The 26979-nt window shown below is 63.8% G+C and carries 32 protein-coding genes and 1 tRNA gene; 19 read left to right on the top strand and 14 right to left on the bottom strand.

The window, feature by feature from the left end; translation table 11 throughout:
* Positions 1-26: 26 nt before the first annotated feature.
* Positions 27-653 carry a transglutaminase-like cysteine peptidase gene (locus MTX21_RS01165; protein WP_280970942.1) on the top strand — a complete coding sequence of 209 codons (627 nt, stop codon included), beginning with the start codon at positions 27-29 and terminating at the stop codon, positions 651-653.
* Between the two features lie 120 nt (positions 654-773).
* Here the strand turns inward: MTX21_RS01165 and MTX21_RS01160 are convergent, their stop codons facing one another.
* The 3 genes from MTX21_RS01160 to MTX21_RS01150 all read right to left on the bottom strand — a co-directional run bounded on the left by MTX21_RS01160 (position 774) and on the right by MTX21_RS01150 (position 5243).
* Positions 774-2540 (bottom strand): CYTH and CHAD domain-containing protein, encoded by a 1767-nt coding sequence (locus MTX21_RS01160; RefSeq protein ID WP_280970941.1) that lies wholly within the window; start codon positions 2538-2540, stop codon positions 774-776.
* Between the two features lie 416 nt (positions 2541-2956).
* Positions 2957-4315, bottom strand: coding sequence for an amidohydrolase family protein (locus tag MTX21_RS01155; protein WP_280970122.1), 1359 nt, complete (start codon positions 4313-4315; stop codon positions 2957-2959).
* Between the two features lie 220 nt (positions 4316-4535).
* On the bottom strand, positions 4536-5243 hold the full coding sequence (locus MTX21_RS01150) for a GntR family transcriptional regulator (RefSeq protein ID WP_280970121.1): 708 nt from the start codon (positions 5241-5243) through the stop codon (positions 4536-4538).
* Between the two features lie 255 nt (positions 5244-5498).
* Here MTX21_RS01150 and MTX21_RS01145 point away from each other — a divergent pair, with 255 nt between their 5' ends.
* The 7 genes from MTX21_RS01145 (at position 5499) to MTX21_RS01115 (ending at position 11478) form a co-directional block, all read left to right on the top strand.
* A complete protein-coding gene (locus MTX21_RS01145; RefSeq protein ID WP_280970120.1) occupies positions 5499-6485 on the top strand; it encodes an ABC transporter ATP-binding protein in 987 nt (328 codons plus the stop codon).
* Between the two features lie 42 nt (positions 6486-6527).
* The gene (locus MTX21_RS01140; RefSeq protein ID WP_280970119.1) at positions 6528-7817 is read left to right on the top strand and encodes a PotD/PotF family extracellular solute-binding protein; all 1290 of its coding nucleotides are present in this window, start codon (positions 6528-6530) and stop codon (positions 7815-7817) included.
* Complete coding sequence (locus MTX21_RS01135; protein WP_280970118.1) at positions 7817-8776, top strand: ABC transporter permease; 960 nt, start codon at positions 7817-7819, stop codon at positions 8774-8776. The genes MTX21_RS01140 and MTX21_RS01135 overlap by 1 nt, the downstream gene beginning before the upstream one ends.
* A gap of 3 nt (positions 8777-8779) precedes the next feature.
* Complete coding sequence (locus MTX21_RS01130) at positions 8780-9658, top strand: ABC transporter permease (RefSeq protein ID WP_280970117.1); 879 nt, start codon at positions 8780-8782, stop codon at positions 9656-9658.
* A gap of 4 nt (positions 9659-9662) precedes the next feature.
* Entirely contained in the window at positions 9663-10394 is a 732-nt protein-coding gene (locus tag MTX21_RS01125) for an aspartate/glutamate racemase family protein (RefSeq protein WP_280970116.1), read from the top strand.
* A gap of 114 nt (positions 10395-10508) precedes the next feature.
* A complete protein-coding gene (locus MTX21_RS01120) occupies positions 10509-10700 on the top strand; it encodes a hypothetical protein (protein WP_280970115.1) in 192 nt (63 codons plus the stop codon).
* 283 nt (positions 10701-10983) lie between these two features.
* Complete coding sequence (locus MTX21_RS01115; RefSeq protein WP_280970114.1) at positions 10984-11478, top strand: hypothetical protein; 495 nt, start codon at positions 10984-10986, stop codon at positions 11476-11478.
* Between the two features lie 197 nt (positions 11479-11675).
* Here MTX21_RS01115 and MTX21_RS01110 read toward each other — a convergent pair whose 3' ends face one another.
* Both MTX21_RS01110 and MTX21_RS01105 read right to left on the bottom strand, forming a co-directional pair.
* On the bottom strand, positions 11676-12047 hold the full coding sequence (locus MTX21_RS01110; RefSeq protein WP_280970113.1) for a hypothetical protein: 372 nt from the start codon (positions 12045-12047) through the stop codon (positions 11676-11678).
* Between the two features lie 103 nt (positions 12048-12150).
* On the bottom strand, positions 12151-12444 hold the full coding sequence (locus MTX21_RS01105) for a hypothetical protein (protein ID WP_280970112.1): 294 nt from the start codon (positions 12442-12444) through the stop codon (positions 12151-12153).
* 95 nt (positions 12445-12539) lie between these two features.
* Here MTX21_RS01105 and MTX21_RS01100 point away from each other — a divergent pair, with 95 nt between their 5' ends.
* Together MTX21_RS01100 and MTX21_RS01095 are read left to right on the top strand one after the other, a co-directional pair.
* A complete protein-coding gene (locus MTX21_RS01100) occupies positions 12540-12770 on the top strand; it encodes a hypothetical protein (RefSeq protein WP_280970111.1) in 231 nt (76 codons plus the stop codon).
* Positions 12767-12931 carry a hypothetical protein gene (locus MTX21_RS01095; RefSeq protein WP_280970110.1) on the top strand — a complete coding sequence of 55 codons (165 nt, stop codon included), beginning with the start codon at positions 12767-12769 and terminating at the stop codon, positions 12929-12931. The genes MTX21_RS01100 and MTX21_RS01095 overlap by 4 nt, the downstream gene beginning before the upstream one ends.
* 33 nt (positions 12932-12964) lie before the next feature.
* On the opposite strand, the gene MTX21_RS01090 is transcribed toward MTX21_RS01095, so the two are convergent.
* From MTX21_RS01090 to MTX21_RS01080, 3 genes are all read right to left on the bottom strand, one after another.
* Positions 12965-14659, bottom strand: coding sequence for a PAS-domain containing protein (locus tag MTX21_RS01090; protein WP_280970109.1), 1695 nt, complete (start codon positions 14657-14659; stop codon positions 12965-12967).
* Between the two features lie 140 nt (positions 14660-14799).
* The gene (locus MTX21_RS01085) at positions 14800-15330 is read right to left on the bottom strand and encodes a gamma carbonic anhydrase family protein (RefSeq protein ID WP_280970108.1); all 531 of its coding nucleotides are present in this window, start codon (positions 15328-15330) and stop codon (positions 14800-14802) included.
* Between the two features lie 91 nt (positions 15331-15421).
* Positions 15422-15751 carry a hypothetical protein gene (locus tag MTX21_RS01080; protein ID WP_280970107.1) on the bottom strand — a complete coding sequence of 110 codons (330 nt, stop codon included), beginning with the start codon at positions 15749-15751 and terminating at the stop codon, positions 15422-15424.
* A 227-nt stretch (positions 15752-15978) separates the two neighbouring features.
* Here MTX21_RS01080 and MTX21_RS01075 point away from each other — a divergent pair, with 227 nt between their 5' ends.
* Together MTX21_RS01075 and MTX21_RS01070 are read left to right on the top strand one after the other, a co-directional pair.
* A complete protein-coding gene (locus MTX21_RS01075) occupies positions 15979-16686 on the top strand; it encodes a hypothetical protein (RefSeq protein WP_280970106.1) in 708 nt (235 codons plus the stop codon).
* A 319-nt stretch (positions 16687-17005) separates the two neighbouring features.
* On the top strand, positions 17006-17791 hold the full coding sequence (locus MTX21_RS01070; RefSeq protein ID WP_280970105.1) for a hypothetical protein: 786 nt from the start codon (positions 17006-17008) through the stop codon (positions 17789-17791).
* A gap of 182 nt (positions 17792-17973) precedes the next feature.
* Here MTX21_RS01070 and MTX21_RS01065 read toward each other — a convergent pair whose 3' ends face one another.
* The 3 genes from MTX21_RS01065 to cysE all read right to left on the bottom strand — a co-directional run bounded on the left by MTX21_RS01065 (position 17974) and on the right by cysE (position 19544).
* Entirely contained in the window at positions 17974-18171 is a 198-nt protein-coding gene (locus tag MTX21_RS01065) for a helix-turn-helix transcriptional regulator (protein WP_280970104.1), read from the bottom strand.
* 207 nt (positions 18172-18378) lie between these two features.
* Positions 18379-18597, bottom strand: coding sequence for a DUF3126 family protein (locus tag MTX21_RS01060; protein ID WP_007602550.1), 219 nt, complete (start codon positions 18595-18597; stop codon positions 18379-18381).
* Between the two features lie 122 nt (positions 18598-18719).
* Positions 18720-19544, bottom strand: a complete 825-nt coding sequence (cysE, locus tag MTX21_RS01055) for a serine O-acetyltransferase (RefSeq protein ID WP_280970103.1) — start codon at positions 19542-19544, stop codon at positions 18720-18722.
* A gap of 276 nt (positions 19545-19820) precedes the next feature.
* On the opposite strand from cysE, the gene MTX21_RS01050 reads away from it, so the two are divergent.
* Positions 19821-21197, top strand: coding sequence for a hypothetical protein (locus MTX21_RS01050; protein WP_280970102.1), 1377 nt, complete (start codon positions 19821-19823; stop codon positions 21195-21197).
* Here the strand turns inward: MTX21_RS01050 and MTX21_RS01045 are convergent.
* Positions 21183-21938 (bottom strand): alpha/beta hydrolase, encoded by a 756-nt coding sequence (locus tag MTX21_RS01045; protein WP_280970101.1) that lies wholly within the window; start codon positions 21936-21938, stop codon positions 21183-21185. The genes MTX21_RS01050 and MTX21_RS01045 overlap by 15 nt on opposite strands.
* Before the next feature lie 34 nt (positions 21939-21972).
* Entirely contained in the window at positions 21973-23109 is a 1137-nt protein-coding gene (locus MTX21_RS01040) for a hypothetical protein (protein WP_280970100.1), read from the bottom strand.
* Between the two features lie 291 nt (positions 23110-23400).
* Between MTX21_RS01040 and MTX21_RS01035 the strand changes: the two genes are divergently transcribed.
* Together MTX21_RS01035 and MTX21_RS01030 are read left to right on the top strand one after the other, a co-directional pair.
* Entirely contained in the window at positions 23401-23646 is a 246-nt protein-coding gene (locus tag MTX21_RS01035) for a zinc-finger domain-containing protein (RefSeq protein WP_007602543.1), read from the top strand.
* 18 nt (positions 23647-23664) lie between these two features.
* Positions 23665-24867, top strand: a complete 1203-nt coding sequence (locus tag MTX21_RS01030) for an FAD-dependent monooxygenase (RefSeq protein ID WP_280970099.1) — start codon at positions 23665-23667, stop codon at positions 24865-24867.
* A gap of 38 nt (positions 24868-24905) precedes the next feature.
* On the opposite strand, the gene MTX21_RS01025 is transcribed toward MTX21_RS01030, so the two are convergent.
* On the bottom strand, positions 24906-25319 hold the full coding sequence (locus tag MTX21_RS01025; protein WP_280970098.1) for a twin-arginine translocation pathway signal: 414 nt from the start codon (positions 25317-25319) through the stop codon (positions 24906-24908).
* A gap of 173 nt (positions 25320-25492) precedes the next feature.
* On the opposite strand from MTX21_RS01025, the gene MTX21_RS01020 reads away from it, so the two are divergent.
* The 4 genes from MTX21_RS01020 (at position 25493) to MTX21_RS01005 (ending at position 26848) form a co-directional block, all read left to right on the top strand.
* Positions 25493-25581, top strand: a tRNA-Leu gene (locus MTX21_RS01020).
* A complete protein-coding gene (locus MTX21_RS01015; RefSeq protein WP_280970097.1) occupies positions 25539-25769 on the top strand; it encodes a hypothetical protein in 231 nt (76 codons plus the stop codon). Before MTX21_RS01020 ends, MTX21_RS01015 begins: the two co-directional genes overlap by 43 nt.
* 89 nt (positions 25770-25858) lie before the next feature.
* The gene (locus MTX21_RS01010; protein WP_280970096.1) at positions 25859-26533 is read left to right on the top strand and encodes a hypothetical protein; all 675 of its coding nucleotides are present in this window, start codon (positions 25859-25861) and stop codon (positions 26531-26533) included.
* A 39-nt stretch (positions 26534-26572) separates the two neighbouring features.
* Positions 26573-26848: a hypothetical protein gene (locus MTX21_RS01005; protein ID WP_280970095.1), complete on the top strand. Its 276-nt coding sequence runs from the start codon at positions 26573-26575 to the stop codon at positions 26846-26848.
* Positions 26849-26979 lie beyond the last annotated feature (131 nt).

The following is a 26979-nucleotide window of genomic DNA, read 5'->3' as shown; positions in this document are numbered from 1 at the left end:
GGTCCCAACAAGAAACGGGGGCCATGATGTTCGACTTCACGGGACAGGGGAAAGGGCTAGCGTTCGCCGCCATGCTCTTCGGGATCAGCGCGACAGTGCAGGCTGGTGAAAGCCGTCTGCTCTACGCAAGCCTCGGCGACACCACCCGTGCGCCGATCGGCTGGGTCGAGTTCTGTGCGGAGAATACCGCCCAATGCCAAGGCGGTCCTTCGCAGCCGCGCGACATCGTGATGTCGCAGGCGGCGTGGCGCGACCTCGTCAAGGTCAATCGCTGGGTCAACGAGACCGTCAAGCCTTTGACCGACCAGGAGCACTGGGGCGTGATCGAGAAGTGGTCGCTGCCGACTGACGGTTACGGCGACTGTGAAGACTACGTGCTGTTGAAGCGCAAGATGCTGATCGACGCCGGGTGGCCGCGCGAGGCCCTGCTCATCACCGTCGTGCGCGACAAGAAGGGCGAAGGGCACGCGGTGCTGACGGTGAAGACCGACAAGGGCGAGTTCGTTCTCGACAATCAGAACGAGAACGTCGTTGCCTGGACGGAGACCGGCTACCGCTTCGTCAAGCGTCAGTCGCAGAGTGATCCCAACGTCTGGGTCTCGCTCGGCGATACCAGGCCGGCGGTCTCCACCGCCAGCGCCAAAGACCAGTAGTTACGAGAGGACAAGTTACGCGACCCGGTCACATCCCCACCCCTCCCCGTCCCAGACCGGTTCGCGCGCGGCCAGGCTTCCCCCAAAGCCTGGCCGCAACCTTTTTGGACGCGAGAGCGATCAGTCCTGCCGGGCTTGCCGCGACCAAGGCACGCGCGCGGCCGTGAAATCCCGCCACGCGCTGCGCAAGGATGGCGCGACGCCGATCGACGCGCGGGCTTGCCAGCCGGCGATCGCGGCCACCGCGGTGCCGCTGTCGGGCGTCTCGGCAGCGACGCCGTCGAGCAGCGATGCGGTGATCGCCATGTCGTTGAAGGCGCCGAGTTCCTCCTGCAGATCGGCAAGCCTGCGCGAGAAACGCCTCGCGGACTTGCGGTCCTCGAACAGCGGCAGCAGGAACTCGCTGAGATAACGCAGTCGCTTCGTCGCCAGCCGCAAGCGGTGCAGTTCTTCCGCTTCGAGCAACTTGAAGCGCCGGCCGCGCTTGAGCACCTTCGCATGCTGCGCCGACAGGATGCGCTCTGCAAAGCTGACGGCGGGCTCGGCGAGGCGACCGAGATCCTCCGCGACGACGTCGTTGCGCCAGCCGCGCGCCTCGATCCAGCCGCCGAGGCCGATCACGAAGTTCGCGCAGCGACGGCCATCAAGCGCCTGGTGTGCCGTTCGATAGGCGTCCGACTGGCGCCTGGCCGCGACCTGTTCCAGCGCATCGAAGCCGGCGACCGAGGGACAGGCCTCTGCGATCGCCGGCAATGTCTGAAGCTGGAAGACATCCCAGTCGCGCGCGGCGGAAAGACTTTGCGCCAGCCATTTTACTTCCGACCGCAGCGCGTCGAGGTTGCTGAGCGAACCCACCGATCGCATCAGGTCCAGCGCCGATCGCAGGCGGCGTAGCGAGACGCGAAGCTGATGCACGCCTTCCGGATTGCGACCGTCCTCGGCAGCCGGCAGCGACTGAAGAAGATGATGGAAGCAGGAGCGCAGAATCGTTGCGAAGGCGTCGTCGAGGGCAACTGACGTGTCGAGGCGAAGCTTTCGCGGCCGTCTTGCCTGTGGCGGCGTGCCGGCGGCAAGGTCGAAGCCCCGCGCCGATTTGCTGCGGATCGAGGGTGTCACTGCCCCATGCTCCGCAAGTCGCAGCGCGACCTCGTAGATCGTGCTCGCGCTGCCGCTCTTGAACTCCAGCTCGATTTCGCTCACCGGCATCGATCGATCGCCCGCCTTCAAGATGCCCTGGTCGAAGGCGACCTCGACCGTCCCGGACGGCAGGTCAATGATGCGTGCATGGCGATGGATGTCGGCCGTGAAGACCGCTTCGAGCGGCTGGCTTTCGACTTCATCGCGAAGCTTGGCCGGGATGAAGGGCATCGCCAGGGTGAGATCGGGCGCAAGCGACCGGACGCTCGCCTCCCATTCGCCACGGCGCAGCGGATCGTCTGCGGCTTCGGTCTTCACCGTCTGGACGAAGCGCGCGCCACTCTGACGAACGCGCAAGCTCAAGCCGCCACGCCGAAGCGCCCGCTCCGGCGTATCATAGTAGACGGACTTGAGATGCTTGCGTGCGCCCCTGTTGCGCGCGTTCGCTGCGATGATCGGAGCGGCATTGAAATGCGCCATGCGATCGGCATCGACGAGAAGCTTGAGCTCGATTTCGCCGGCGTGCGCGGCGCCGTTTGGCAGAGGCCGCTCCGGTGTTGCCGTCTCGCTGCGGGACGGCGCCTCATGCAGCGCAACGTCTTCGATGAGCGTCGGCGCGGCGCCGGGTTCTGCAAGTTGTTGACTGGAGAAGACGGCGGATTGCGCCGCCCTCTTATTGTCCTGCGGGACAGGACTCCCCTCCAGCCCGTTCGGATTCTTACGGGCCGACGTTGCGTCGCGCTTCAACATTTCCGGTGACATGACGTTTCAATGACAGTTCGATAACATATACCGGTCACCGTTCGCTAGGAAAGCGGCATCAAACAGTCGGGACGGTTCCTGAGCTGAATTCGTTTGCGGCTCAGCGTCGCAAGTGATTGAATCATCAACAATCCGGTCACTTCAATACGGAGATCAATTCGTCAGCGAGCTTGACTCATGCTAGCGGAAAAATTCTTCCTGGTCCTGGAGACGCTGAGAAGTCACGCCTTGGATGACAGGCCCGAGATTGTGACAAGTTCTTCAAGGACCATCGCAATCGCTCATTTCGCAACCAGGCTGCGGCGTAGAAAGCCGATTGCGGACGATCGGGACTAGGATTGGTCAACAATTTCAGCGCATCACGCCTTCGCGCGCGTGCAGGACGCAATCGATGCACGCCTTTATCAGTGTGCAAGACTGTTCTTGTAGATCTTCCCGTCCTTCATGATCACCACAAAATTCTTCGCGGGATCCTCGACGAGCCTGATGTTGTCGAGCGGATTGCCGTCGACCAGCAAGAGATCGGCGAACGCGCCCTCCTTGACCACGCCGAGCTTACCTGGATAGGGATTTCGCGCGCCCGATAGGCTCAATAGTTCCGCGTTGGTCGATGTCGCCATCGTCAGTGCTTCGGCCGGCGTGTACCAGTGCGCGAGCGCAGCCAGCATGGCGCCTTGCTGATCCGCCAGCGCTTTCGAGAACAGAACGTCGGTGCCGAACGCGGTCTTGATCTTGTATTTCCTGGCCAACGCATAGACCCTATCCGTTCCGGCGACGACCTGCCGCTTCTTGTCCTGCTCGGCAGGTCCGAGCGCAGCGGCGCCGCCGAGATCCAGGAACGGCTGCGTGCTCAACCAGATCCCCTTCTCTGCCATCAACTTGGCGCTCGCCTCGTCCATGAGATGACCATGCTCGATGCATTTGACGCCGGCCGCGATCGAGCGCTGGATCGCGACCGGGGTGTAGGCGTGCGTCGCGACATAGGTACCCCAGTTCTCAGCGGCTTCGACCGCCGCGCGCAGTTCGGGCTCGGTGAAAGTCGAGACATCAAGCGGGCTGAAGGGCGAAGCCACCCCGCCGCCCGCCGTCAGCTTGACCTGCGAAGCGCCCTGCATGAGCTGCTCGCGCGCACGCACGCGGACCTCGTCGGGACTGTCGGCGACCATGGCACCGCCAATCCGCTCCATACGGCTCAGCATTCCTCCGATCGTTCGCGGCAGATCGGAGAGTTGCCGGAAGTCGCCATGGCCGCCGGTGATGGTGATCATGGCGCCGGACGGATAGATGCGGGGACCTGCGACGAGATCCTCGTCGATGGCCTGCTTCAAGCCAAAGCTCGGCCCGCCCATATCGCGCACGGTGGTGAAGCCGCGCATCAGCGTGGCTGTCGCTTCGGCTGCGGCCAGAAGATTGTTGTAGCCGACATCGCCTGCGAGTGCCGCCGCCGGCGTCGGCCGCACCAGCATCGCGTGCCAATGCGCGTCGATCAGCCCGGGCATCAGCACGCGGCCGCCACCATCGACGGTTTGACCCGTGACCGCGATGTCGCCGGTCGAGATCTTCTCGATGGTCTTGTTCCTGACGAGCACGCTGGACGGTGCGGAGAGCGTGCTGGATTTGCCGTCGAAGATCCGGACATTGCGGAACAGGACCATGGAGTCCTGCTGGGCCTGCGCGGAAGACAGGTTGCCGAGAACCATTCCAATCGCCGCAAGCAATGCGGCGACTCCGGACACTCTGGCCGGCATCCTCAAACCCAACATATTCGGTCTTCCGCAGAGGTGGAGGACTACGCGAGGGGTGATGACAGGCAAGCAACGTCTGGCCGCCAGTTGACGCCGACGTTTAGCCTTCGTCAACTTACAACCGCGGCGGCATTGTGCGGTCCTGGCATCTGCTTTGATGAGAGGTCGGAGCGATCGACTGCAATTGAATCAAAGAGATGTCGCCGTGAGTAACGTCAGGCTGGCAGACGCGGGGCGTTCACGCACCAAGCACGTCCGCGAGCCGCAGCTCGTCGGCGGCGGGGTCCTTCAAGAACAGCTCGGCCTCGATCTTGCGAAGGTGCGATAGCATCTGCGCGCGCGCCGCCTCCCTGTCGCGCTTGCGGATCGCGGTGACGATTTCGGCGTGATGATCGGTGCCGCAGGCGGGCGTATCGTGACGGCGGTAGAGCAGGATGATGAGCGAGGAGCGCGCGATCAGTTCCTTGAGGAATCCGAGATAGATGCTGTGACCGGACATCTCGGCGACGAGACGATGAAACTCGCCGGAGAGTCGGACCGAGGCGCGCGCATCGCCGCGCCGCTCCGCCTCGCGCTCTTCAGCGAGATGCCGACCGAGCCGATCGAGCCAGGCCGGTGACACTGCATCGATGGCGTGATCGACGATGGTGGGCTCGATCAGGCGGCGCGCTTCGAACACTTCTCGCGCATCGGCGGGACTCGGACGCGCGACGAAGGCGCCGCGGTTCTTCTCGATGCTGACGATGCCCTCATGCGCAAGCTGCTGCAGCGCGGTGCGGACCAGCGTACGGCTCGCGCCGTAGATCTCGCCGATCTCGTCCTCGCCGAGCTTCGTGCCGGGCAGCAAACGATGCTCGAGGATCGCCGCGGTCACGCCCTCCCGGATCCGGCTGACGCGATCGCTCGCGTCCGGCGTGTCAGGCTTGGAGCGGGTTTTGGCAGCCATGGACGAGAGGCTCGGTCGGCAAAGGTCACGACGAATGTTAGTCGACGAGCTGTATCCAATCACAGGCGAAACTTTATACAATCTTCGCCCTTTTTGTGTGCAGACGCCCGCAAACGCGGCGCGCCGCCCCGGCGCACAGGATTCGATCTAACGATCTGACTCTGCTGCACAGTTTTGCAATTCGGCCGGCCAAGGGCTGTTGGCATGGACCTTGCGGAGAGAGGCGGAGCATCGCCCTCTCCACGCGGACACGTCATGGCCACTCCCGCAGCCCTCGAACTGGTCGCCGTCACCAAGCGCTACGATACGACGCTGGCGGTCGACAACGTCAACCTGAAGATCCCGGCGGGCACCTATTGCTGCCTGCTCGGCCCCTCCGGCTGCGGCAAAACCTCGACCTTGCGCATGATCGCGGGCCATGAGGCGGTCAGCGCGGGCGACATCATCCTGGGCGCACAGAACGTCACGGACCTCGCGCCCGCCAAGCGCGGCACGGCGATGATGTTCCAGTCCTACGCGCTGTTTCCGCATCTGACCGTGCTCGACAACGTCGCCTTTGCGCTGAAGATGCGCGGCGTCGACCGCGCGAACCGGCACAGACGCGCCGGCGAGTTGCTCGAGCTCGTGGCAATGAGCCCCTATGCGGGCCGGCTCCCGGCGCAGCTCTCCGGCGGCCAGCAGCAGCGCGTCGCGCTTGCCCGCGCGCTCATCACCGAGCCGCAGATCCTTTTGCTCGACGAGCCGCTCTCCGCGCTCGACCCGTTCCTGCGGGTGAAGATGCGCGGCGAATTGAAGCGGCTGCAGCGCGAACTCGGCATCAGCTTCATCCAGGTCACCCACGGCCAGGAAGAGGCGATGGCGCTCGCCGACCACATCGTGGTGATGAACCATGGCCGCATCGAGCAGCAGGGCACGGCCCGCGACATCTTCCACCATCCCCACACCGAATTCGTGGCACGCTTCATCGGCGGTCACAACGTGCTCAGCGACGCCGGCCGGAGGATCGCCGTGCGCGCCGATCAGCTCGGCATCGTGCCGTTCGCCGACGGCGCGTTCGGCGCGCCGGCGCTGCTGACCCAGACCGAATACCAGGGCTCCTATGTCGCCGTCTCGCTCACGCTCGACGATGGCACCGCCCTGTTCTCCCATATTCCCGAAGCCACCTTCGACGTGCACCCGTTCCGTCCGGGCGATCGCGTGCTCGCCACCTGGGACCCCGCCAAGGCGCAGCGCCTGCAATAGCGCCAATCGTTCGTGACAATGCGCAACAGAGGAGTGACTGATATGACCGAGACCACCAGGACGACCGGCGTCAGCCGCCGCACGCTACTCAAGGGCACCGCGGGTCTTGCCGGCCTTGCCGCCGGCTCCGGCGCCATCACCGGTTTCCCCTACGTGATGTCGGCCGAGCCGAAGGTGCTGCGCTATCTCGGCACCGCCGTGAACGAAGGCGACGACATTTCGAAACAATGCCTGAAGGACACAGGCATCAAGATCGAATACATCACGGCCACCACCGACGACGTCACCAAGCGCGTGATGACCCAGCCGAACTCGTTCGACGTGCTGGACACCGAATATTTCTCGCTGAAGAAGCTCGTGCCGTCGGGCAACATCCTTGCGCTCGATGCCAAGAAGATCAAGGAATTCGACAACATCACGCCTGTCTTCACCAAGGGCGAGACGCCCGGCGGTAAGAAGATCGGCAATCAGGGCACCGCGCCCTGGAAGGTGCTCTATCTCGAAGGCAAGGACTCCAAGACCTTCGCCAAGACCGCGACCGAATTCGTCACGCTGATCCCGACCGTCTACAACGCCGACACGCTCGGTATCCGGCCCGACCTGATCAAGCGGCCGATCAGCTCGTGGTCCGAGCTGCTCAATCCCGAGTTCAAGGGCAAGGCCTCGATCCTCAACATCCCCTCGATCGGCATCATGGATGCCGCGATGGTCGTGGAGGCCACCGGCAAGTACAAATATGCCGACAAGGGCAACATGACCAAGGAGGAGATCGATCTCACCATGAAGGTGATGACGGAAGCCAAGAAGGCCGGCCAGTTCCGCGCGTTCTGGAAAGACTTCAACGAGAGCGTCAACCTGATGGCCTCGGGCGAGACCGTGATCCAGTCGATGTGGTCGCCGGCGGTGACGAAGGTGCGCTCGATGGGCATCGCCTGCACCTTCCAGCCGCTGAAGGAAGGCTACCGTTCCTGGGCCTCGGGCTTCTGCGTGTCCAAGGGCGTATCGGGCGCAAAGCTCGACTGGGCCTATGAGTTCGTCAACTGGTTCCTGTCCGGCTATGCCGGCGCCTATCTCAACCGCCAGGGCTACTACTCCGCCGTGCTCTCCACCGCGAAGGCGCACATGGAGCCCTACGAGTGGGCGTACTGGATGGAAGGCAAGCCGGCCGAGAAGGACATCAAGGCGCCCGACGGCTCGCTGCTGGAGAAGGCCGGCGCCGTGCGTGACGGCGGCTCCTACGAGGACCGCATGGGCGCGGTCGCGTGCTGGAACGCGGTGATGGACGAGAACGATTACATGGTCCGCAAGTGGAACGAGTTCATCGCCGCGTGATGGACACCTCCGAAAACATCCTGCAGCAGGCTTCCCCGGGCTTTGCCCGGGGATCGGACACAGCACGTGCCGCGAAGGCGGCGCGCCTGTCGCCGTCCTTCATCTCCTGGCTCCAGGCCGGACCGATGATGCTGGTGTTTCTCGCCTTCTTTCTGATCCCGCTGGTCTTCGTCGTCATCGTCTCCTTCTGGGACTACAACGAATACCAGCTCCTGCCGGCGTTCTCGGGCCGCGGCTACACCGACACGTTCGAGGGCTGCATCGCACAACTCCCCGATCTCTGCACCATCGGCAAGACTTATCTGAAGACACTGAAACTCTGCTTCCTGGTCTGGGCGATCACGCTCTTCATCGGATTCTGGGTCGCCTATTTCCTCGCCTTCCACGTCAAGTCGAAGACCTGGCAGATGGGACTGTCGCTGCTCTGCACGATCCCGTTCTGGACCTCCAACGTCATCCGCATGATTGCCTGGATCCCGCTGCTCGGCCGCAACGGTCTGGTCAATTCGGGACTGGTCAAGACCGGGCTGATCAATCAGCCGGTCGAATGGCTGCTCTATTCCGAATTCTCGGTGGTGCTGGCGCTCGTCCACCTCTTCACCTTCTTCATGGTGGTGCCGATCTTCAATTCGATGGTGCGCATCGACAAGTCGCTGATCGAGGCCGCCTATGACGCCGGCGCCACCGGCTTCCAGACCCTCGTCAACGTCGTCATTCCCTTGGCCAAACCCGGCATCGTGATCGGCTCGATCTTCGTCATCACCATCGTGATGGGCGATTTCATCACCATCGGCGTGATGGGCGGCCAGCAGATCGCCGCCGCCGGCAAGATCATCGAGACGCGGCTGAACGCGCTGCAATTCCCGGCAGCCGCCGCAAACGCGGTCATCCTGCTCGCGATCACCTTCCTGATCATCACCATGATGTCGCGCATCGTCGACATCCGGAAGGAGCTGTGAGCAATGAAGGAGGGACGTCCGCGCAGCTTCTATGTTCTCGCGATCTTCTTCGCGGCCTATGTGCTGTTTCTGTACGGGCCGATGATCGCGATCTACATCCTGTCGTTCCAGGGGCCGCAGGGCGGCCTCACCTTTCCGATGAACGGGATATCGACCTTCTGGCTGGCAAAACTGTTCGAGGGCACAGGCATCGTCGATCTCGGCGCCGCCTTCCGCCGCTCGCTGCTGCTCGGCCTCGTGGTGATGGCCGTCACCGTCGTGCTGTCGGTCGCCGCCGGCATGGCCTTCCGCCGCAGGTTCAGGGCGCAGAGCATTCTGTTCTATTCGGCGATCGCGAGCCTCATCGTTCCCTCGATCATCACCTCGCTCGGCATCTCCCTCGAATTCCGCATCGTCGACGATCTGATCAAGCGCTACTTCAACGAGAATTTCGAGACCTCGATGGGCCTGCTCACCTCTGGCCTTGGCGCGCACCTGACCTGGACGCTACCGTTCGGGCTCTTGATCATGTTCGCGATCTTCAACCGCTTCGATCCCAGGCTGGAGGAAGCCGCGCGCGATCTCGGCGCGACGCCCTGGCAGACCTTCCGCCACGTCGTGCTGCCGATCATCCTGCCTTCGGTGATCGGCATCGGTCTGTTCGGCTTCACGCTGTCTTGGGATGAACTCGCACGCTCCAGCCAGGCGATCGGGCCGGTGAACACGCTGCCGCTCGATCTCCAGGGGCTCACCACGACGGTGACGAAACCCGACATCTATGCGCTCGGCACGGTGATCTCGGCGGTGTCCTTTGCCGTGATCACGCTTGCGCTCGGCACCATCCATATGTTGAACAAGCGGCAGGCGGCGAAGGGTTCGGACGCCGGCAAGGGACTTGTCTGATCTGATGCGACTTCACGTCGTCAATCCCAACACCACGGCGACGATGACGGCGAAGATTGCCGCCGCCGCGCGCGCTTCCGCGTTGCCCGATACGGTGATCGATGCACGCCAGCCGACGATGGGCCCAGCCTCGATCGAGGGCTTTTACGACGAGGCCTTCGCCGTGCCCGGCATGCTCGGCTGCATCCGCGAGGCCGATCGCGACGGCGCTGACGCCCACATCATCGCCTGCTTCGACGACACCGGCCTCGATGCCGCGCGCGCGGCCGCACGTGCGCCGGTGATCGGCATCGGCGAAGCAGGCTTCCACATGGCGAGCCTGATCGCCGCACGCTTTGCCGTGGTGACGACGCTCAGTGTCTCCATCGTGCCGATCGAGCATAATCTGATGAAGTACGGCCTCGCCGCGCGCTGCGCCCGCGTCCGCGCCGCGGAGGTGCCGGTGCTCGCGCTCGAGGAGCGCAATGCTGACGCGCTCGCAAAAATCTCCGCGGAGATCACGGCCGCGATCCGCGACGATCGCGCGGAGGCGATCGTGCTCGGCTGTGCCGGCATGGCGGACCTGGCGGCTGAGCTAGCCGGCGCACACGGCCTCCCCGTGATCGACGGCGTTGCCGCAGCGGTGACGCTGGCGGAATCGCTGGTCCGGCTCGGGCTCAAAACCTCGCGACTCGGACCCTATGCGGCGCCGCGCGTAAAGACCTATTCCGGACCGTTTTCACCGTTTCAGCCGTAACGCCTGTGCGGACGACCCGGTTCATGAATCTTTTTTGACACGCGACAACCAAGCGACCCAAGTTTCGCCCTAACCTGTGTTAAGAGGCCGCACCAGTATTTCTACGGGGTTTCTATGAAAAAGAACGATGTCACGTGTTCCGCGTGTGGCGCCGGTTTTCGCCGGCTTGAACTGGCGACGCCGCCGGCAAGCCAAGGCGAGTATCGATGCCCGGCCTGCGACGAGGTCGTGGAGAGGTTCGACGGTCAAGCATTCATTGCCTACCGCATGACCATCCAGCCTTCGATGAAGGCCGCCCGCCCGTAGCGGACGACGTGACAAGCTTCATGTGACGGCCGGATCTGGCCCCGTCACGACACGACCTGCTCCTCGTCTACGCCGGATCCGGCATGGGCGGGGAGTTCTTTTTTGGGTAAGCCGGTCTCGATTTTCAGAACAGGCGATCCCTTCGGCACTGGAACAATTGCGTTTTTGGCCTGCGGCCTCCTTTTCGTCCCATTCCTTGCCGAAATGTAACGTTTTCGGGACCTCCCGGCGGCCACAGGTTGCCGGTCTTCGCCTCCAAGTTTCAATTTGGATGTCGTCAGCGATGATCGATCTCGCAGAGGATAGACCGACCAATCCCCTCCTTCGTCTCGGCCCTCAGCCAATCGCGCTGACTGCCGCAACCCTTCTGCTGCTGATCGCCGGTGTCACTTCGATCGCGATCTGGCGCGTCTACACTGGCCACGCGCCGGAGACCGATCGGGTGGTGATGTCCCGGCAGCTCCAGGCCCGCGCCGCACAGGCCTCCGAACAGCTCGTCGAGAAAACCAAGGGGCTGGAAGCCACCCAGCAGGAGTCGATCGATCAGCTACAGGTCGTGCAGGATCAGCTCCAGACCGTGAAGCGGCTTCTGGCGGCGCAGCAGGCCGAGACCAAGCGCCTGTCGGAGCAGGTCACGGGCCTAACCGAGTCCGTCGATGGGCTGCGGCAGTCCTTCGCCAGCACCCGGGCCAGCGAGGCCGACACGCCGACGGTCACCCGGCGCAAGCCGGCCCGCCGGGCGCATGCGAGCGCCCGGTCCCGCAGGTCACGCGGCTGATTCGGCGGCGGAATGCCCCGACCTAAATTTCGCCAATTGTGAACTGGATCACATTCGCCCGTATGATTCCGCGTCATGCTTGCCGGTACCGGATGGCGTGAGCCAATTTCAATATCCGGGGCTGGCAAGGTCGTTGACGGTATACTGCGTCAACGGCCTTGTTTTTTATTTTTTACGCCGCGACGGGCCGTCCTGTCCTAATCGCAGACATCGACGCGGCGGATCCGCCATCCTGCGGGCGTCATGACGCGCTGCCGCGCGACGTAGCAGCCGCCGTACCCGCCGTCGTCATAGCCGGCGCCGTAATAATAGGGATCGCCGTAATAGGGGTAGCCGTAACCGTAATAGCCGCCGTAAAACCCTGCGCCGGCGAGACCCGCACCGATTGCGACACCGGGCCAGAAACCGCCGCCGTGCCAACCATGGCCCCAGCCGCCGCCGTGAAATCCGCCACCGTGGAAAGCGCCGCCATGGAAGCCCCCGAAACCACCCCGCGCCTGCGCCGCCTGAGGCGCCGACAGTCCGACCGCCGCAACGGCCAGGGCGGCCATGATCATCTTGCGTAACATCGCTCAACCCTCCGTGTGGAAACCGTCCACACTTCAAAGCAAGGGCAAGCTAATGTCCCTTGGAGCTTTGGGACAGGCGTACTGGCTCACTTCCACGCGAGGGTCAGCAGCCGCGGCAGATGCTCTTCATCTTCTTGTCGAGCTTCTCGTTCTCGGTCTTGACCGCAGCATCTGCACCCTCGCCCGTACCCGTCGTGACGCCGCGCGCTGCGTTCGGGCCCGAGGATTGGGCTGTGCCGAGACTGTTGGTGCCGGGCGGCGGCGCCGGTGCGTTGGCAACGCCGCCGCCCGATCCGGTGCCGCCCGTGCCCTGCGCGAGCGACGCGACCGGCATTGCAGCGATGCCGCAGATCACGATCAAGGCTTTGCCTGAAACGGTTGCGGACGACCTGGTCATCGGAAATTCTCCTTTGCCGGTCAACGATGCCGGCGCGGACCCGTTCCGGAACAAATCCCGTCACGTCCGCTTGACGCAGGGAGGCAACCACGATCATGCGCAAACTGATCGCGTTCGACGAGGATACGTTCGACAAGCTGAAGCAACTGGGGCGCGACAGGATGGCGACGTTTCAGGAACTCGCGGATGAAGCCTTTGCCGATCTGTTGAAGAAGCACGGCATTCCCATCGACCTCAGGGACGCATTGCGCAAGAGCGCCAGGCTCGACAGTGAATCGAGCAAGCTAACCGCGCGCCCCAAAGCCAGAAAGGCGAAATCACGATGACAGATCGCGATCCCTTTGCGGAAGGCGAACGCGCCGCGCGCGAAAACATTCCAGCCGAAACCAACCCATACCAGGAAGGCAGCGACGAGCATGCGCTGTGGGCCGCGGGTCACGAGAAGGTGGCGACCTCAAAAGAGACACCCGGGTCCGAGGGAAGCTGACACGTCACCGCTGATCAGATAAGGCGCCGATCGCTATGCGGCCGCCACCATCTTCTCGGTCCGGTCCTCGACCATGGTCACGAACATGTGGGACTCCTCGCCGGCCCCGCCGATCTGGATCCGGCGGGCGCAGATCACGCGGCGCCCGCGAACGGGATTGTCGATGGTGTCGACGATCGGCTCGAGCTGCTGCTTCTGCGCGAGAAGCTGCTGGTCGCGCCGCTCGATCAATTCGGCTGCCTCCGCGGAGAACAATTCCCGCGCGGTCTTGCCGATGATCTCGGCCCGCGACATGCCGATCATCTTCTCGGCGGCCCTGTTGACGAAGACGTAGCGCAGGTTGCGCGCGTCCTTGGCGATGATGCCTTCGGCGACGTTCTCGATGATGGTGGCGAGGAAGCGCTCCATCCGCTCGAGGATACGCTGCTGCTGCCGCTGTTCGGTGACGTCCTCCTGCACCGAGACCCAGCCGCCACCGTCCATCGGACGCTCGTAGATCTTGATGGTGCGACCGTCGTTCAGGTTGATTTCATAGGCCGCCGGCTCGCGCCTGGCGATGCGGTCGCGGACCGCCGCAACATATTTCGTGACGTCGCCGCTGAACAATCCGCTTCTAACCCGATGCTGCAGAATCTCCTCGAGCGTCGATCCGGCCTGGATCGTCTCGGGCAGATTGTAGATGCGCCGGTAATTGCTGTTCATCGCGACCACGCTGGTCTTGCCGTCGAGCATGATCAGTCCCTGCGGCATACTGGTGATTGCGGCCGAGAGCTGCCATTTCTTGGCCTGGTACTTGTCGTTGAACTTGTCGCGCTCGGTCATCGCCGCGTCGCGCGCCTGCGCGGTGCCGAGCTCGAGCTCCTCGAGCTCGAAGATACGGGCGACGGCGTCGCGGAAGTTCTGGACCGCGCGTGCGAGGTGACCGATCTCGTCGTGGCGTCGCAGATGCGGCACCTCGCTCTTGACGTCGCCGGCGGCGATCCGGTCGGTCGCCTGCGTGATGTCGGACAGCGCGCCCACCACCGAGCCACGCATGACGACGACGTTCAGCCCCGCGAGGAGCAGCGCCGCGAGTCCAAGCGCGAACAGATAGGCGGCAGCATAGCGGTTCTCGTTCGCGAGCTCGTCCGCCTCGCGGGCGCGCTCCCTGTAGATACGTGCGAGCGCCTCGATATCGCTGTTGAGTTTGCTGCGCAGCGTCCGGTTGGCGTCGTTGTCACCCCATTCGCGTGCCGCGGCCGTGCTGATCTCCAGTCCGCGTCGCACCAGCTCCTGGCGGAAATCGATGAACTGCGCGATGCGCTGCCGGAAAGTGGAGAACAGTTCGGCGTCGTCGTCGCCGATGGTTGCCTCCATGCCTTTCACCACCTCGGCAAGCTCACGATTGCGCTGCAGCAGCGCATCGGCGAACGGTTTCGCCCGCCCGCGATCGGCGGACATGTAGATGCCCCGCGATTCCATCACGACTGCATAGATCAGCGCGTTGATGCGGCCGATGTTGATGGCCGCTTCGGCCGAGGACGCATGCATGTGTCGATAGGTCGTCTGCAACCGCACGGACTGGATCGACATCACCAGCAGGAAGGTGGTGACGATCGCGAGAAAACCGGCGATGCTGTAGACCTTTTCCGCGACGCTCAGCGTGTCTGCACCGCGCGCGAAACGAACGAACTTGCCCAATAGTTTGGTTCCGGCATCGATCCCGGATCCGAGCGCCGCAGCATCCATGGCGCCACCCCCCTGGTTGAAAACGCTCCAGGGTAGGCACGATCACGCTAGTGAGAACTTAAAACTCCGACCGGTATTTTTACGGTCCGGAACCGCGCGGTGCGTGGTCACGCTCGCGCTCCGAAGGCGACCGCCGGGCCTCAGCCGATCCGCTTCAGCCCCTTGTTGAAGCGCGGACCGTTGGCGACGTAGAACTTCGCCGCACTTCCCATTTTCTGGACCTGGGCATCATCCAGCGTGCGGATCGCGCGCGCGGGCGAGCCGATGATCAGCGAACGTTCGGCAAATTCCTTGCCCTCGGTGATGACGGAGCCCGCGCCGACGATGCTGTTGCGACCGATCTTCGCGCCATTCATCACGATCGAACCCATGCCGACAAGCGCGCCGTCCTCGATCGTGCAGCCGTGCAGAATGACGTTATGACCGACGGTGCAGTTCTTGCCGATGACGAGCGGAAACCCGAGATCGGTGTGGCAGGTCGAGCCGTCCTGCAAGTTGGAGCCCTCGCCAATCTCGATCCACTCGTTGTCGCCGCGCAGCACGGCGCCGAACCAGACGCTTGCGCCCGGCTTCAGGCGCACGCGGCCGATCACGGTCGCGGTCTCCGCGATGAAGTAATTGCCGTCGGCGGGAAGATCGGGCGCCTGCCCGTCGAGCTCGTAGATCGCCATTGAGGGTCTCCTGTCACGCTGACCCTGGCATAGCGAAACGGCGGGCTTGAAGCAAAGGGCCGCCGTGCCGGCAGCCCCTGGAACGCGGCTATCAGGCCAGGACACCGGCCGCGCGCAGCGTCATCAGGAAGAAGGTGCCGCTCATCATGCTCCAGAAGCCGGCGATGACGGTCGCCATCATCACGAATTCAAAGCGGCGGCTTTCCACCCGCATCCCGCGCAGCGTGTTGCGCATAATGATGAAGGGGGCGGCGAACACCAGGAACGGCACCGCTGCGAAGGTCTTCGGGGCTACGCCCTCCTGCAGCAACCCGAAACCTGCGGGCCGCTGCGCGATCGCCTGGTATCCGTTGACGAGCGCGCCCGCGAGCGCAAATCCGATGCAGATCGAGAAGAACGTATTCAGGGTCTCAGGTGTCATCGGAACGGTTCCGCACTTACGCAACGCCGGGCACCTTCCTGTGACAAAAAGCGCGCCTTAACGCTACATTATCCTTAAGGGACGGTTAACGGCGCCGGGCGGCGTACGCAGAGCCCCCTCGCGCCTGCCAGCAGCCGGGAATGCTCCGCGAAACCGCTGTCGCATGGCATAGTCGCGACTGATTCGTCGGCCATCGGCCGACTTCCCCGGCTCACGCGCGCAAGTTCATGACGGTGTTTTCGGCAGCCTCCCCTCGCTCCCACAGGATGCGCACGCGGGCGCATCTCGTCCCGATCGTGCTCAGCGGCACCGTGGCGGCGAGTGCGGTCGCGCTGGTCGCCTATCTCCTGTGGCCGACCTGGGGCGCTGGCGGGGTGAACGCGCCCGACAAATTGCCGGTGAGCGTCGGCGGCACGCTGTTCAACGTGCCGATCGCCGCGATCCGGATGAAGATCCAGCGACACTCCGGACCGCAGGAGCGCATCGATCTCGACTTCCTCTATCCCTCGCTAGAGCCCCCGGGCGCACCGAAGCACGTCACGGCCGACACCGTGGACGAGGCGATGCAGCCGATCGACCGCATCTTCCTGTCGATCGCGGCGCACCACGATGCGCTGGCGCCTGAACTGCGCGTCAGCACGATCTATCCGCGCTATCTCGACCAGGCGACGACGATGCCCGAAGATGGGCTGACGATGCGAATGTTCCGCAGCGAGACCCCCTATGGCAGCGAGGATCTGTTTTCCGGCGTGAACCCGGCCTTGACCGCGCGCTGCACGCGCGATGCCGCAACCCCGGGCATGTGTCTCGCGGAACGCCGCGCCGACGGCGCCGATCTCACCTTCCGCTTTCCGCGGAGCTGGCTGTCGCAATGGCGCGAGGTGGCGTCGGCTATGGACAGGCTGACGGTGCAGCTCCGCGGGCCGAAGGGCTGAGCGCGGCCTCTCTGCCCTGCCGTGAGATCAGCTTTGCAGGACGGGGCGGAGCCGCCCGCCGAAAATATCGAAAACAACCCCATGCAAAGTGGCCGGGCGCCGGCACGATGCATTTCGTATTTTTCGAATAAGACTTGATGCGTCGGGCAAAACAGGGGCAAGATGGCATCATCGCGAACCTCGGGCCTGTCGCACCGGATCAGCCATAGCGGACAATTTCGATCTCAAACCCCAATGCAATCAATCGTTCTATTGGAATAGCTTCATATTAAGAAAGTTACGTTTTGGTGGTCATCGAAAGGTGGATCGATCCGCGCCGATGATGAATGTCTATATCGAGATTCTACTTTTTCAGCTTCCGCTCTATGGACTCATCATTGGGGCCGCTTACGGCTCTTGGCTCGCGATCAACCGTCGTCAGTATCTGTTCGCGCTCTTCCTCGCGGCGATAGCCGTTCTTCCGTTTGGGAGTTACCTTTATTCGTTTGTGGAAGCGCGGTTCGTCGCTCCTATCGCGCGTAAAGCCGAGGTGGAATCTTGGCAACGGATGCGTATTACTCGCGATAACAAGCCTCGTACGTTCATTACGACATTGGGAAACAGCGGCGGCTCAATAGCAAAGACGCTGGTTGGACTTGGTCGTTTTGAGAAAGCCTACGGCTTGATTGGCGACGATTGGTACTCTTTTGAACGAATACCGGGGTCGGTATGCGCTGAGCCTCATTACGATGCGCTCTCGCTTCATCGACAGGATGAAGCACGCGAATCAACCGCATGCGTTTCCGCTACGAAACTCGGACGGCGATTCGCTGCCACGCCGCAAATCGCAGAGCCACATTTGCGCTTGCTGACCGATGCCGCCGCTCCGTCCCATCACCAAAGCGGCGGAAAGGTATATGCCGGCGACACTCTTGAGCTTAGGCTCGTTTCCGAGGAAGGCGACCAGCTCGTTTCATTCTGGGAAGCTGCGCATTTCGACGTTCCCGCCTTCCCGCCGATACTGGTGAATGGAGAGAAAGGCTGGATCAAGAAGTCATTCGCGGCTGATCACGCTCCCCGCCCCGAGCCAACTAAGTTCGTTTTAGACGCACTGGGCGATGTCTAGATCTAGCGCCGGACGCGATCCGTCGGGTTTTCTGGCGAATCACCGTAGTTTGGGTTTTCGCAGATGTTGCCTTGTGGCCTATCGCGTCATTTGCCGCGCCTGCACAAAAGTCGCCGCTACCGGAGCAAAGCCGACATGACCGAAGCTTATGAGCACGCGCCCCAGATCACCAACCCAGCGCGTCAGTCGCGAAGCTTCTGCGCGCGGTAAGGGCTTGGCGTCGTTCCAACGGCATTGCGGAAGGCGCGATTGAAATTGGCCTGCGAGTAGAATCCCGCGGCATAGGCGATGTCGACCAGCGGGCGATCGCTGGTGGACAATAGCCGCTTGGCGAGATCGAGACGCTGACGGCTGACATATTCGAGCGGCGCCGCGCCCATCGCCGCCTTGAAGCTGCGGGAGAAATCGCCGGCCTCATGCGCGCCACGGACGCCAGATCCTCGACCGTGAAATCGCGCTCGACCGATGCGTCGATGAACTCCGTCACGAGCGAGAGCCGCTTGGCGTCGAGCGGCTCGCATTCTTGCAAAGAAATAGAATGACGGGGTCGCGCGCCGCGCGGCCCCGACTGAACGACGCGGTCGTCGCTACTCCTGATCGACGAGATCGTCTTCGAGGATCGCCATCTGGAACTGGAACGAGCGGTCGTCGTCCTCGTCGTCGACGAAGAGCACGCCGATGAACTCCTCGCCGATATAGACCTCGGCGGAGTCGTCCTTCTTCGGCCGCGGCACGACGCGGATCTTGGGATTGCCGAATACGCGCTTCAAATACGCGTCGAGCTTCCTCACTTCCTTAACGTCCACGGCAAGTCTCCAATCGAAATCTGAGTTGGCGGGGTTTTAGGACGAGACGCGACGAACCGCCAGCATGAATTCCCGAGAATTTTGGGGACGATCGGGGCGGAAAATCCCGCCCCTTGTGAAAATCAAAGCCCCATCGCGTTGATCATCTGGTCCATGGTGCGCGACGGCTCGGCGCAGCCGGCCTCGCCGACGATCTTGGCGGGCACGCCGGCGACGGTGACGTTGTGCGGCACCGGCTTCACCACGACCGAGCCCGCAGCAATGCGCGCGCAATGCCCGACCTCGATGTTGCCGAGGATTTTTGCACCCGCGCCGATCATGACGCCGTGGCGGATTTTTGGATGACGGTCCTCGTTCTCCTTGCCGGTGCCGCCAAGCGTGACGCCGTGCAGGATCGAGACGTCGTCCTCGATGACAGCGGTCTCGCCGCAGACGAAGCCGGTGGCGTGGTCGAGGAAGATGCCGCGGCCGATGCGCGCGGCGGGATTGATGTCGGTCTGGAACACCGCCGAGGCGCGGCTCTGGAGATAGAAAGCGAAATCCTTGCGGCCCTTCAGATAGAGCCAGTGCGCGAGACGATGGGTCTGGATCGCATGGAAGCCCTTGAAGTAGAGCAAGGGATCGATGAAGCGCGAGGTCGCCGGATCGCGGTCATAGACGGCGACGAGGTCGGCGCGGAAGGCGTTGCCGAGATCGGGATCCTCGCGCAGCGCTTCGTCATAGGTCTGGCGCACGAGGTCGCCCGAGAGTGCGGAGTGATCGAGCCGGTCGGCGAGACGGTGCACCACCGAATCCTCCAGGCGGCTGTGATGCAGCACCGTCGAATAGATGAAGGTCGCAAGCTCCGGCTCGCGATGCACGATGTCCTCGGCTTCGCTCCGCACCCGATCCCAGATCGGATCGAGGGATGCGAGCTTTCCACCCGGATTGACCTGATGCACTGCCATGGGATCTGCTCTTTCGAATTGGCTCGTTTTACTGGGTCTATAGCACAGCTTAGGCGACAAAGTCCTGACCGGCTTGCCTGAGAGTGAACAGCGCCTTGACCCACGAAAGCTCGCCAAAGCCTTGAATCAAAACAACTTATTCTGACGCCCCCAGGTAGCAGTGTCGGCTCAAGGTGGTCAGAGTTTCGCCAAATTCAAGCCGGGCCGCGTCAAACTATTGGTGAATTCCGCCTCAACGGTTATTGCGGGCATTCTCCGACGGAACGGGGACCGGACTTGAGTATCACCACCGAAATATCGCGCGCCCGCGCCGCAGGATCGCTTTGGCTCCGGCTGGCCGCGGTCGCGCTGCCCCTCCTCATGATCGCGCCGGCATTCTGGAACGGCTATCCCCTGCTTCAATGGGATACAGGCGGCTACCTCGCGCGCTGGTACGAGGGTTACCTCGTCCCCAGCCGCTCCACGGTGTTCGGACTGTATCTGCACTATGGCGAGGGCTTTGGCTTCTGGATCAATCTCGCCCTCCAGTCGCTGGCAACGTTGTGGCTGTTGCAGCTTACCCTGCGCGTGCTCGGCCTGATGCAGACGTCCCGCTTCGTCGCGATCAGCCTGCTCCTGATCCTGTCGACTGCGCTGCCCTGGCTCGCCAGCATGTTGCTCACCGACATCTTCGCGGGACTGTCGGTGCTGTCGCTGTTCCTTCTGATCGTCGGAGGAGATCGGATCTCGGGCCTCGAACGACTCTCGCTGTTCGGCTTCACCGCTTTTGCCGCCGCGACACACAGCGCCACGTTCGGCGTGCTGTTCGGGCTCTGCGCCGTCGGCTGGATGGCGCGGCCGTTCCTCAAGTGCCGTCTTCCGCGGTCGGGACTGGCTCAAGCGAGCCTCACCATCATCGTGGGCGGCCTGATGCTGGTGTCGGCGAATCATGCGTTGTCGGGCAAATGGGCGTGGACGCCCGGCGGCTATGGCGTCGCCTTCGGCCGCATGATGCAGGACGGCATCGTCGCACGCTATCTCAACGACCACTGCCCGCGCGAAAGCTTCAAGCTCTGTCCCTATCGCAACGAGCTGCCGGCGACCGCCGACGAGTTCTTGTGGGGCAAGAGCATGTTCAACACGCTCGGCCGGTTCGAGGGGATGAACGACGAGATGGGCTATATCGTCGTGCACTCGCTCGCCGACTATCCGGCCTGGCAGGCCGGCGCGGCATTGAGGGCAATGGGCCAGCAATTGCTGCATGTGGCGACCGGCGAAGGCACCAATGGCTGGATTCCGCACACCTACGGCATCATCGAGCGCTACATCCCGGCGCAGGTCAAGCCGATGCGCGCCGCGCGCCAGCAGCATTGGGGCGTCGATTTCGACTACGTCAATTGGTTGCACGTGCCGGTTGCGCTGGCCTCGATGCTGGCACTGCTCGGCCTGCTCGCGCACGCGCTGGCGAACCGCCGGCTCGACGATCTGACGCTGCTGGGAGCGACGGCGACGCTGGCGCTGCTCGGCAACGCCTTCATCTGCGGCGTGATCTCGGGCCCGCACGACCGCTACGGCGCACGGATGGTGTGGCTTGCGACCTTCGTGGTGCTGATGGCGCTGGCGCGCCACTTCGGCGACGAGGAACCGGCGGAGGGGACGTCAGCCGCGGCGTGAGAGGAAGTCGAGCACGCCGGTCTTGTACACCTTGTCGCCGACCGCGCGCATGTGATCGCGGCCAGGAATGTCGAGCACTTCCGAGCCGGGAATGATCGCGCCGAGCGCGCTGGCCGAGCCTGCGACCTCGTCATTGCTGCCGACCGCAATCAGCACAGGCACGTCGATGCGCCCAGCCTCACCCCTCGTCATGAGCTCACGGGTACCGCGCAGGCAGGCTGCGAGCGCACGGTGGTCGGAGCGGGTCTGATCGGCGAAGGCGCGGAAGGTGCGCCCGACCGGATCGGTGACGTCGTCGAGCGACGGCGCTTCCAGCGCCTTGGCCACGTTCTCCCCAGGCCCGGTACCCTCGATCAGGCCACCGATGCCGATGCCGCCGAGGATCGCCGAGCGCAGGCGCTGCGGCTCGTTGAGCCCGAGCCAGGCCGTCATGCGCCCACCCATCGAGTAGCCCATGATGTCGGCCTGCGGGATGCCGAGATGATCCATAAGTGCGAGCACGTCCCCGGCCATGGTCGGGATCGAATACTGCGCGGGCTCGTAGAGCTTTGAGCTTTCGCCATGGCCGCGATTGTCGAGCGCGATCACACGACGGCCGTTCTTGCGCAATTCCGAGACCCAGGTCGGATAGACCCAGTTCACGTTCTTGCTGGAGGCAAAGCCGTGCAGCAGGAAGATCGGATCGCCCTCGCCTTCGTCGAGATAGGCAATTTCGACAGCGCCGTTGTGGAAGCTCGGCATCACATATTCCGCGTTGTGAGGGGAAAGATTGATCTTAGGCCTTGATGGCCGCGCCCGCCAGAGCGGCCCCAGCCGCGATCTGTGCCTGGCGTAACCTCCGCCGCCGCCTGCGATCGCACCAGCCTTGCGTGAGGCGCTCGGTCGTCGCCTTGATCGAGGATAACAGGCCGAACAGCGTCATCGCCGCGCCGAACAGCCACAGCGCAAGATCGAACGCGCCGCCGGCGAGCAGCAGCGCGCCGCGGCCGAGGAGCTTGATGATCGCGCGCGTCTTGCTGCCCTGCGCTTCGGCAAGCCGGGCTGCGCGCGCGACATCCTTCGGGCCTTCAGCGATGCGCAGCGTGTCCATGGCGCCGCGCGTGCCGGTTTTTTCGGCAACGCGCGTGACATCCTTGCCGAACCGGACCAGCGCGCCGGCCTTCTCGGCACGGAACGCGGCCCTGATCGCGCTCGCGGTCTCGCGCGGCCGGAGCACCGAGCCCGAGGCAACCGCGTTCTGGAGCATCGGCGTGTCGACCACCTCACGCGCGGACCGGCCGGCCCATGCCGCGAGGCCCTCGCTGAGCCGCCCGACTTTGCGGGCGTCCTTGACCAGCGTCAGCCCGGCGCGCACCGGCGCTGCGCCGCCCACCGACACGTAGGTCGCGGCAGTCACTGCAAGGCCCACGGCAGCAAGTCCGAGCACGAGGCGATCGGTATCCTCGCCCATGGCGAGATGTTTGCCCTCGCGCACCACGTCCCTGATGTCGCCGATCACGAAGAGATCGCCGGCGACCGTTCCCGACAAGCTCGCGACATCATCCGCGCTGCCGGTGACGAGGCCGGTGGCGAACCGCCTTGCGAAATGCGCGGTGGAATTTTCATCCGTGACCGCGTCGCTCACCCGGTTCAGGAGGTCATCGGGAAGCGCGATGTTGCGGTCACGCGCGAGCTCGACGAAGCTATTGGCAAGATCGGCATCATTCGCTGCAAGCGCGGCCTCGATGTTGTCCTGAACCAGACGCTCATTCTGTCGCAGAACATCGTTGAGCTTGAGCTCGGACAGCACCGCCGGATCGTCCTTTGCGATCAAGATCGCGCCGGCCTCGCGGGCATGCGGCACCACCTGCACGAGCATGAAGCTGCATGCCGCGATGCCGGTCAACGCAGTGCTGATTCGTAGCCACCTCATGCGCACAACCTGGTCGCTCGCCTGATCGTTCGTCTTTCGTCGGAAATGTGCCCGTCCACAGAAATAGTATGCCAAATTTGCGACACAACGTCCCCGACGAAAGAAGGGCTTCTCCGAGGCGACAAGATTGTGTCGAATTTGCATGAGCAAATGAGCATGGGGCAGTTGCGAACCTTTCGGTTCCGCTGGACTAGCAATCATCTGCACCCCCCAGTATGGTCCGCCGCGTTAAAAAGCGCTGTGTGACCAGTGATTGTGTCCGCCGCCATTGCCACTCCAGGATGAACTACGATGTCCGACCATGTCGTCCCGCACTTCCATAACGATGCCGGTGTCCCCGTCATCGAGATCGGCTCGCAGGAGTTCATGTGCGTGGGCGCCAACCCGCCGTTCGATCATCCGCACGTCTTCCTCGACCTCGGCAACGACAATGAGATCATCTGCCCCTATTGCTCGACGCTGTATCGCTTCGCGGCCGACCTGAAGGCCGGCGAGGCCCGGCCGCCGGAATGCGTCCTGAAAGACAAGGTGGCCTGACCGTTTCATCGGTCAGGGGTGGCCCGCTCCCGAACGATCGCCATCGCCGGCGCCGGAATCGGAGGGTTGACGGCTGCGCTCGCGCTCGCGGCCAGGGGCTTTCGCGTCGTCGTACTGGAAAAGGCTGAGCGGCTCGAGGAAGTCGGCGCCGGTCTGCAGCTCTCACCCAATGCGAGCCGGGTACTGGTCGAGCTCGGCCTTGAGGACCGGCTGAAGCTGCGGGCCGTGACTCCGGATGCGGTCTGCGTGATGAGCGCGCGCGCCGGCGGCGAATTGCTGCGCATGCCGCTGGGTGAAGTCGCATCGACGCGCGCCGGCGCCCCCTATTGGGTGGTGCACCGTGCCGATCTGCAATCGGCCCTCGCCGGAGCAGTCTCCGACCATCCGGACATCGAGCTGAAGCTGGGCGCGACCTTCGAGGACGTCGCGCCCCATGCCAAGGGGCTGACCATCGTCCACCGCAGCGGTACGATTCGTCGCAACGATCTGGCGAGCGCGCTGATCGGCGCCGACGGCGTCTGGTCGACGGTGCGCAAACAGCTCTTTCCCGACGTCCAGCCGCGCTTCTCCGGACTGATCGCCTGGCGCGGCACTTTCGAGGCCACGCAGCTCCCCAGGGAATACACCGCGCGCCGGGTCCAGCTCTGGATGGGCCCGAACGCCCATCTGGTCGCCTATCCGATTGCGGGCGGACGCCAGATCAATGTGGTCGCGGTGCTGCCGGGAACATGGAACAGGCCCGGCTGGAGTACACCGGGCGATCCGTCCGAAGTGATGGATGCCTTCGCCGCACCGCGCTGGCCACCCTCTGCGCGGATGATGCTCGGCGCGGTCGATAGCTGGCGCAAATGGGCGTTATTCACTCTTCCCGAGGGCTGTGGCTGGAGCAAAGGACCGATTGCGCTGCTCGGCGACGCCGTGCACGCGATGCTGCCATTTGCGGCCCAAGGCGCCGGCATGGCGATCGAGGATGCTGCCGTGCTCGCCCAGCATCTGACTGGCGAGGCTGCCGAGAGCGCGGCCGGCATCGCCGCCGCGCTGAAGCAATACGGGCGGGCACGGCAGGCCCGCGTCCGCCGCGTGCAGCGGACCGCGCGGCAGCAGGGTCGCATCTATCATTTCACCGGCCCGCTCGCGATCGCGCGCGATCTTGCGATCCGTGCGCTCGGGCCGGAGCGCATGCTGGCGCGGCAGGACTGGATCTACGGCTGGCGCCACTGAGGCGAACGCGCAGGGTTGCCGCGTCTCAGCGGACCGCGCTATTGAATTTTGGGGGTGGGCTTAATGACCGGTCGCTGCGGAGTAGACACGGACGGCGTGGCGTCCGGCGGCGTTTCCCGGCACTTGTTGCGGCGCCAGGCCTCTTCCGCAAAATGCGCCTGCCCGCGCGCGGCGATGTAATCATTGCGATAGGCAAGCTCGGACACGACCGCGCCGCCGGCCCCCGTCTCAGCCTTGTCCATCAGCTTCTGCAACGCGACGGTGCGGCTAGCGAGCGTCTTGCGTTCGGTCTCGAGCTGCTTGCAATCGTACAATTCGTACTTGCCGGGATCGGCGAAGGCCGGAGAGACCGTGTCGCTCACGCCGGCGCAGCCGGACAGCGCGAAGCCGGCCGCGACCAGCGCGGCGAGCGCACTGCAGGCGCGCAGGCAATTTAGGATCGAAGCAGGCATGCCGGATCAATAGTCTCCTTGGATTGAGAATGCCTAAAGCAACAACAGATGTCCGGATTGAGGCTTTGCCTTGCGCGGCCGGCTCGCTTAAGGAAGAAGCGCCCATCCGGCCTTACGAAGCGCCAATTCCAGACGGCTGAAGGGGCTTTAAGTGTTTGATCTCGTTGGATCAAGCGGGCATGGCGGAATTGGTAGACGCAAGGGACTTAAAATCCCTCGGTGCGCAAGCGCTGTGCCGGTTCGACCCCGGCTGCCCGCACCACGAGGTCCGACGGCACGAGCTGCCGGGCAAGCAGGATCCAGAAGCAGACCAGCGCGATCGCGAGCTGGCCGAAGCCGCCCATGAAGGCATTGCCGGAGATCGAGGCCAATGTGGGTGCGACGATCGCGACCGTCAGCACGGCGGCGAGCACGGCGGCCGGAAGATCGACGATGAGAACAGCGGCATAGAGCGCCAGCTCGAAGAAGGCGTATTCCTTGAGGCGCGGCGAGCAAAGATACAAGGCGTACATGGCAAGCACGGTGATCCGCACGGCCGCTTGCGGGTGATCCATCAGCCAGCGGTCCATGCGTGCCAGAAACGATTCCTCACCGGATATCTGTCCATTCGCAACGGTGCGCAGCACCGTAAGGGCGAACGGTGCGAGCACGAGCGCGGCCGCGGCGAAAGCGTAGAGCGCGAACACGGCCGGCTTGCTGTCGGCGAGCCCGACATGGTCCATCAGGCTCCGCGCCAACAAGAGCAGCGACGGGTTGGCTTCCTCGATATAGACCGAGTGCTGGTTGGGGATCTGTCCCTTGATCGCAAGCAGCCAGCTCGAAAACAGATCCGGGTACAGCAGCATCGAGATCAGGATCGGCAACACGAAACCGAGGCCCGCGCCCGCGATCAGAGTGAACTTTTGACGGCGCGGCAGCGGCACGAAATAGAGCGCCGCAAGCACGGGACAGAACACCAGCTTGAACGACATCACGACGCCGAGCAGCGCGGCGCCCGCGATGCGCGAGCCGAGGCGCTGATCGTCGGGCCGGCCGGGCGCGCCGGGGCGAAGCAGCAGCGCCAGCGCAACCGCGCTCAGCAGGCCGCCAAGGATCGCAAAATTGCCGGAGGCCGAAACCCATTCGAAGCCGACGAACGCACCGAGCGCGCAGAGAATTTTGAGCGCAACCTCGCGCAGGCTTGTGCGCCTTCCGGCGAGACCCGGCAGCACTAGGCCGCAGAGCACGGCGAGGACGAGATAGATGCTCCTGTAGTGACCGGCGAGGACGCCGCCCGCGCAGAGCGGGCGGAAGGCGTCCAGCGTCACCGGCAGATAGGGATAGGAGAGCCTGGTGCCCTTCAAGTTCCGGACGAAATAGGGATCGAGCCCGTCGACATGGGCCTCGACCGCCGCGCAATTGACGCGGACATCCCAGCCGTATTTCACATCGAGCGTCGCGTCATTGGCGAGATTGCCGAACACCAGAAGCGCGACCAGCGCGATCAGGCAGGCAAGCCAGGTCGCCCGCGGCGAGCCGAGATCGGCTGACGGTTCCAACCATCGTGCTGCATTTGAGACGTCGGACACCTGCGGATGCCTTGCCTGTCCTGGTTTCCTGGCGCCGCCAACGCGCGTCGCCTTATCGGTCGGCCGCCACAGTGAAGAGGATGCGTTTCAGA

The organism is Bradyrhizobium sp. ISRA430, from assembly GCF_029909975.1.
Taxonomy (GTDB): domain Bacteria; phylum Pseudomonadota; class Alphaproteobacteria; order Rhizobiales; family Xanthobacteraceae; genus Bradyrhizobium.
This window is presented reverse-complemented; position numbering and strand designations above follow the sequence as displayed.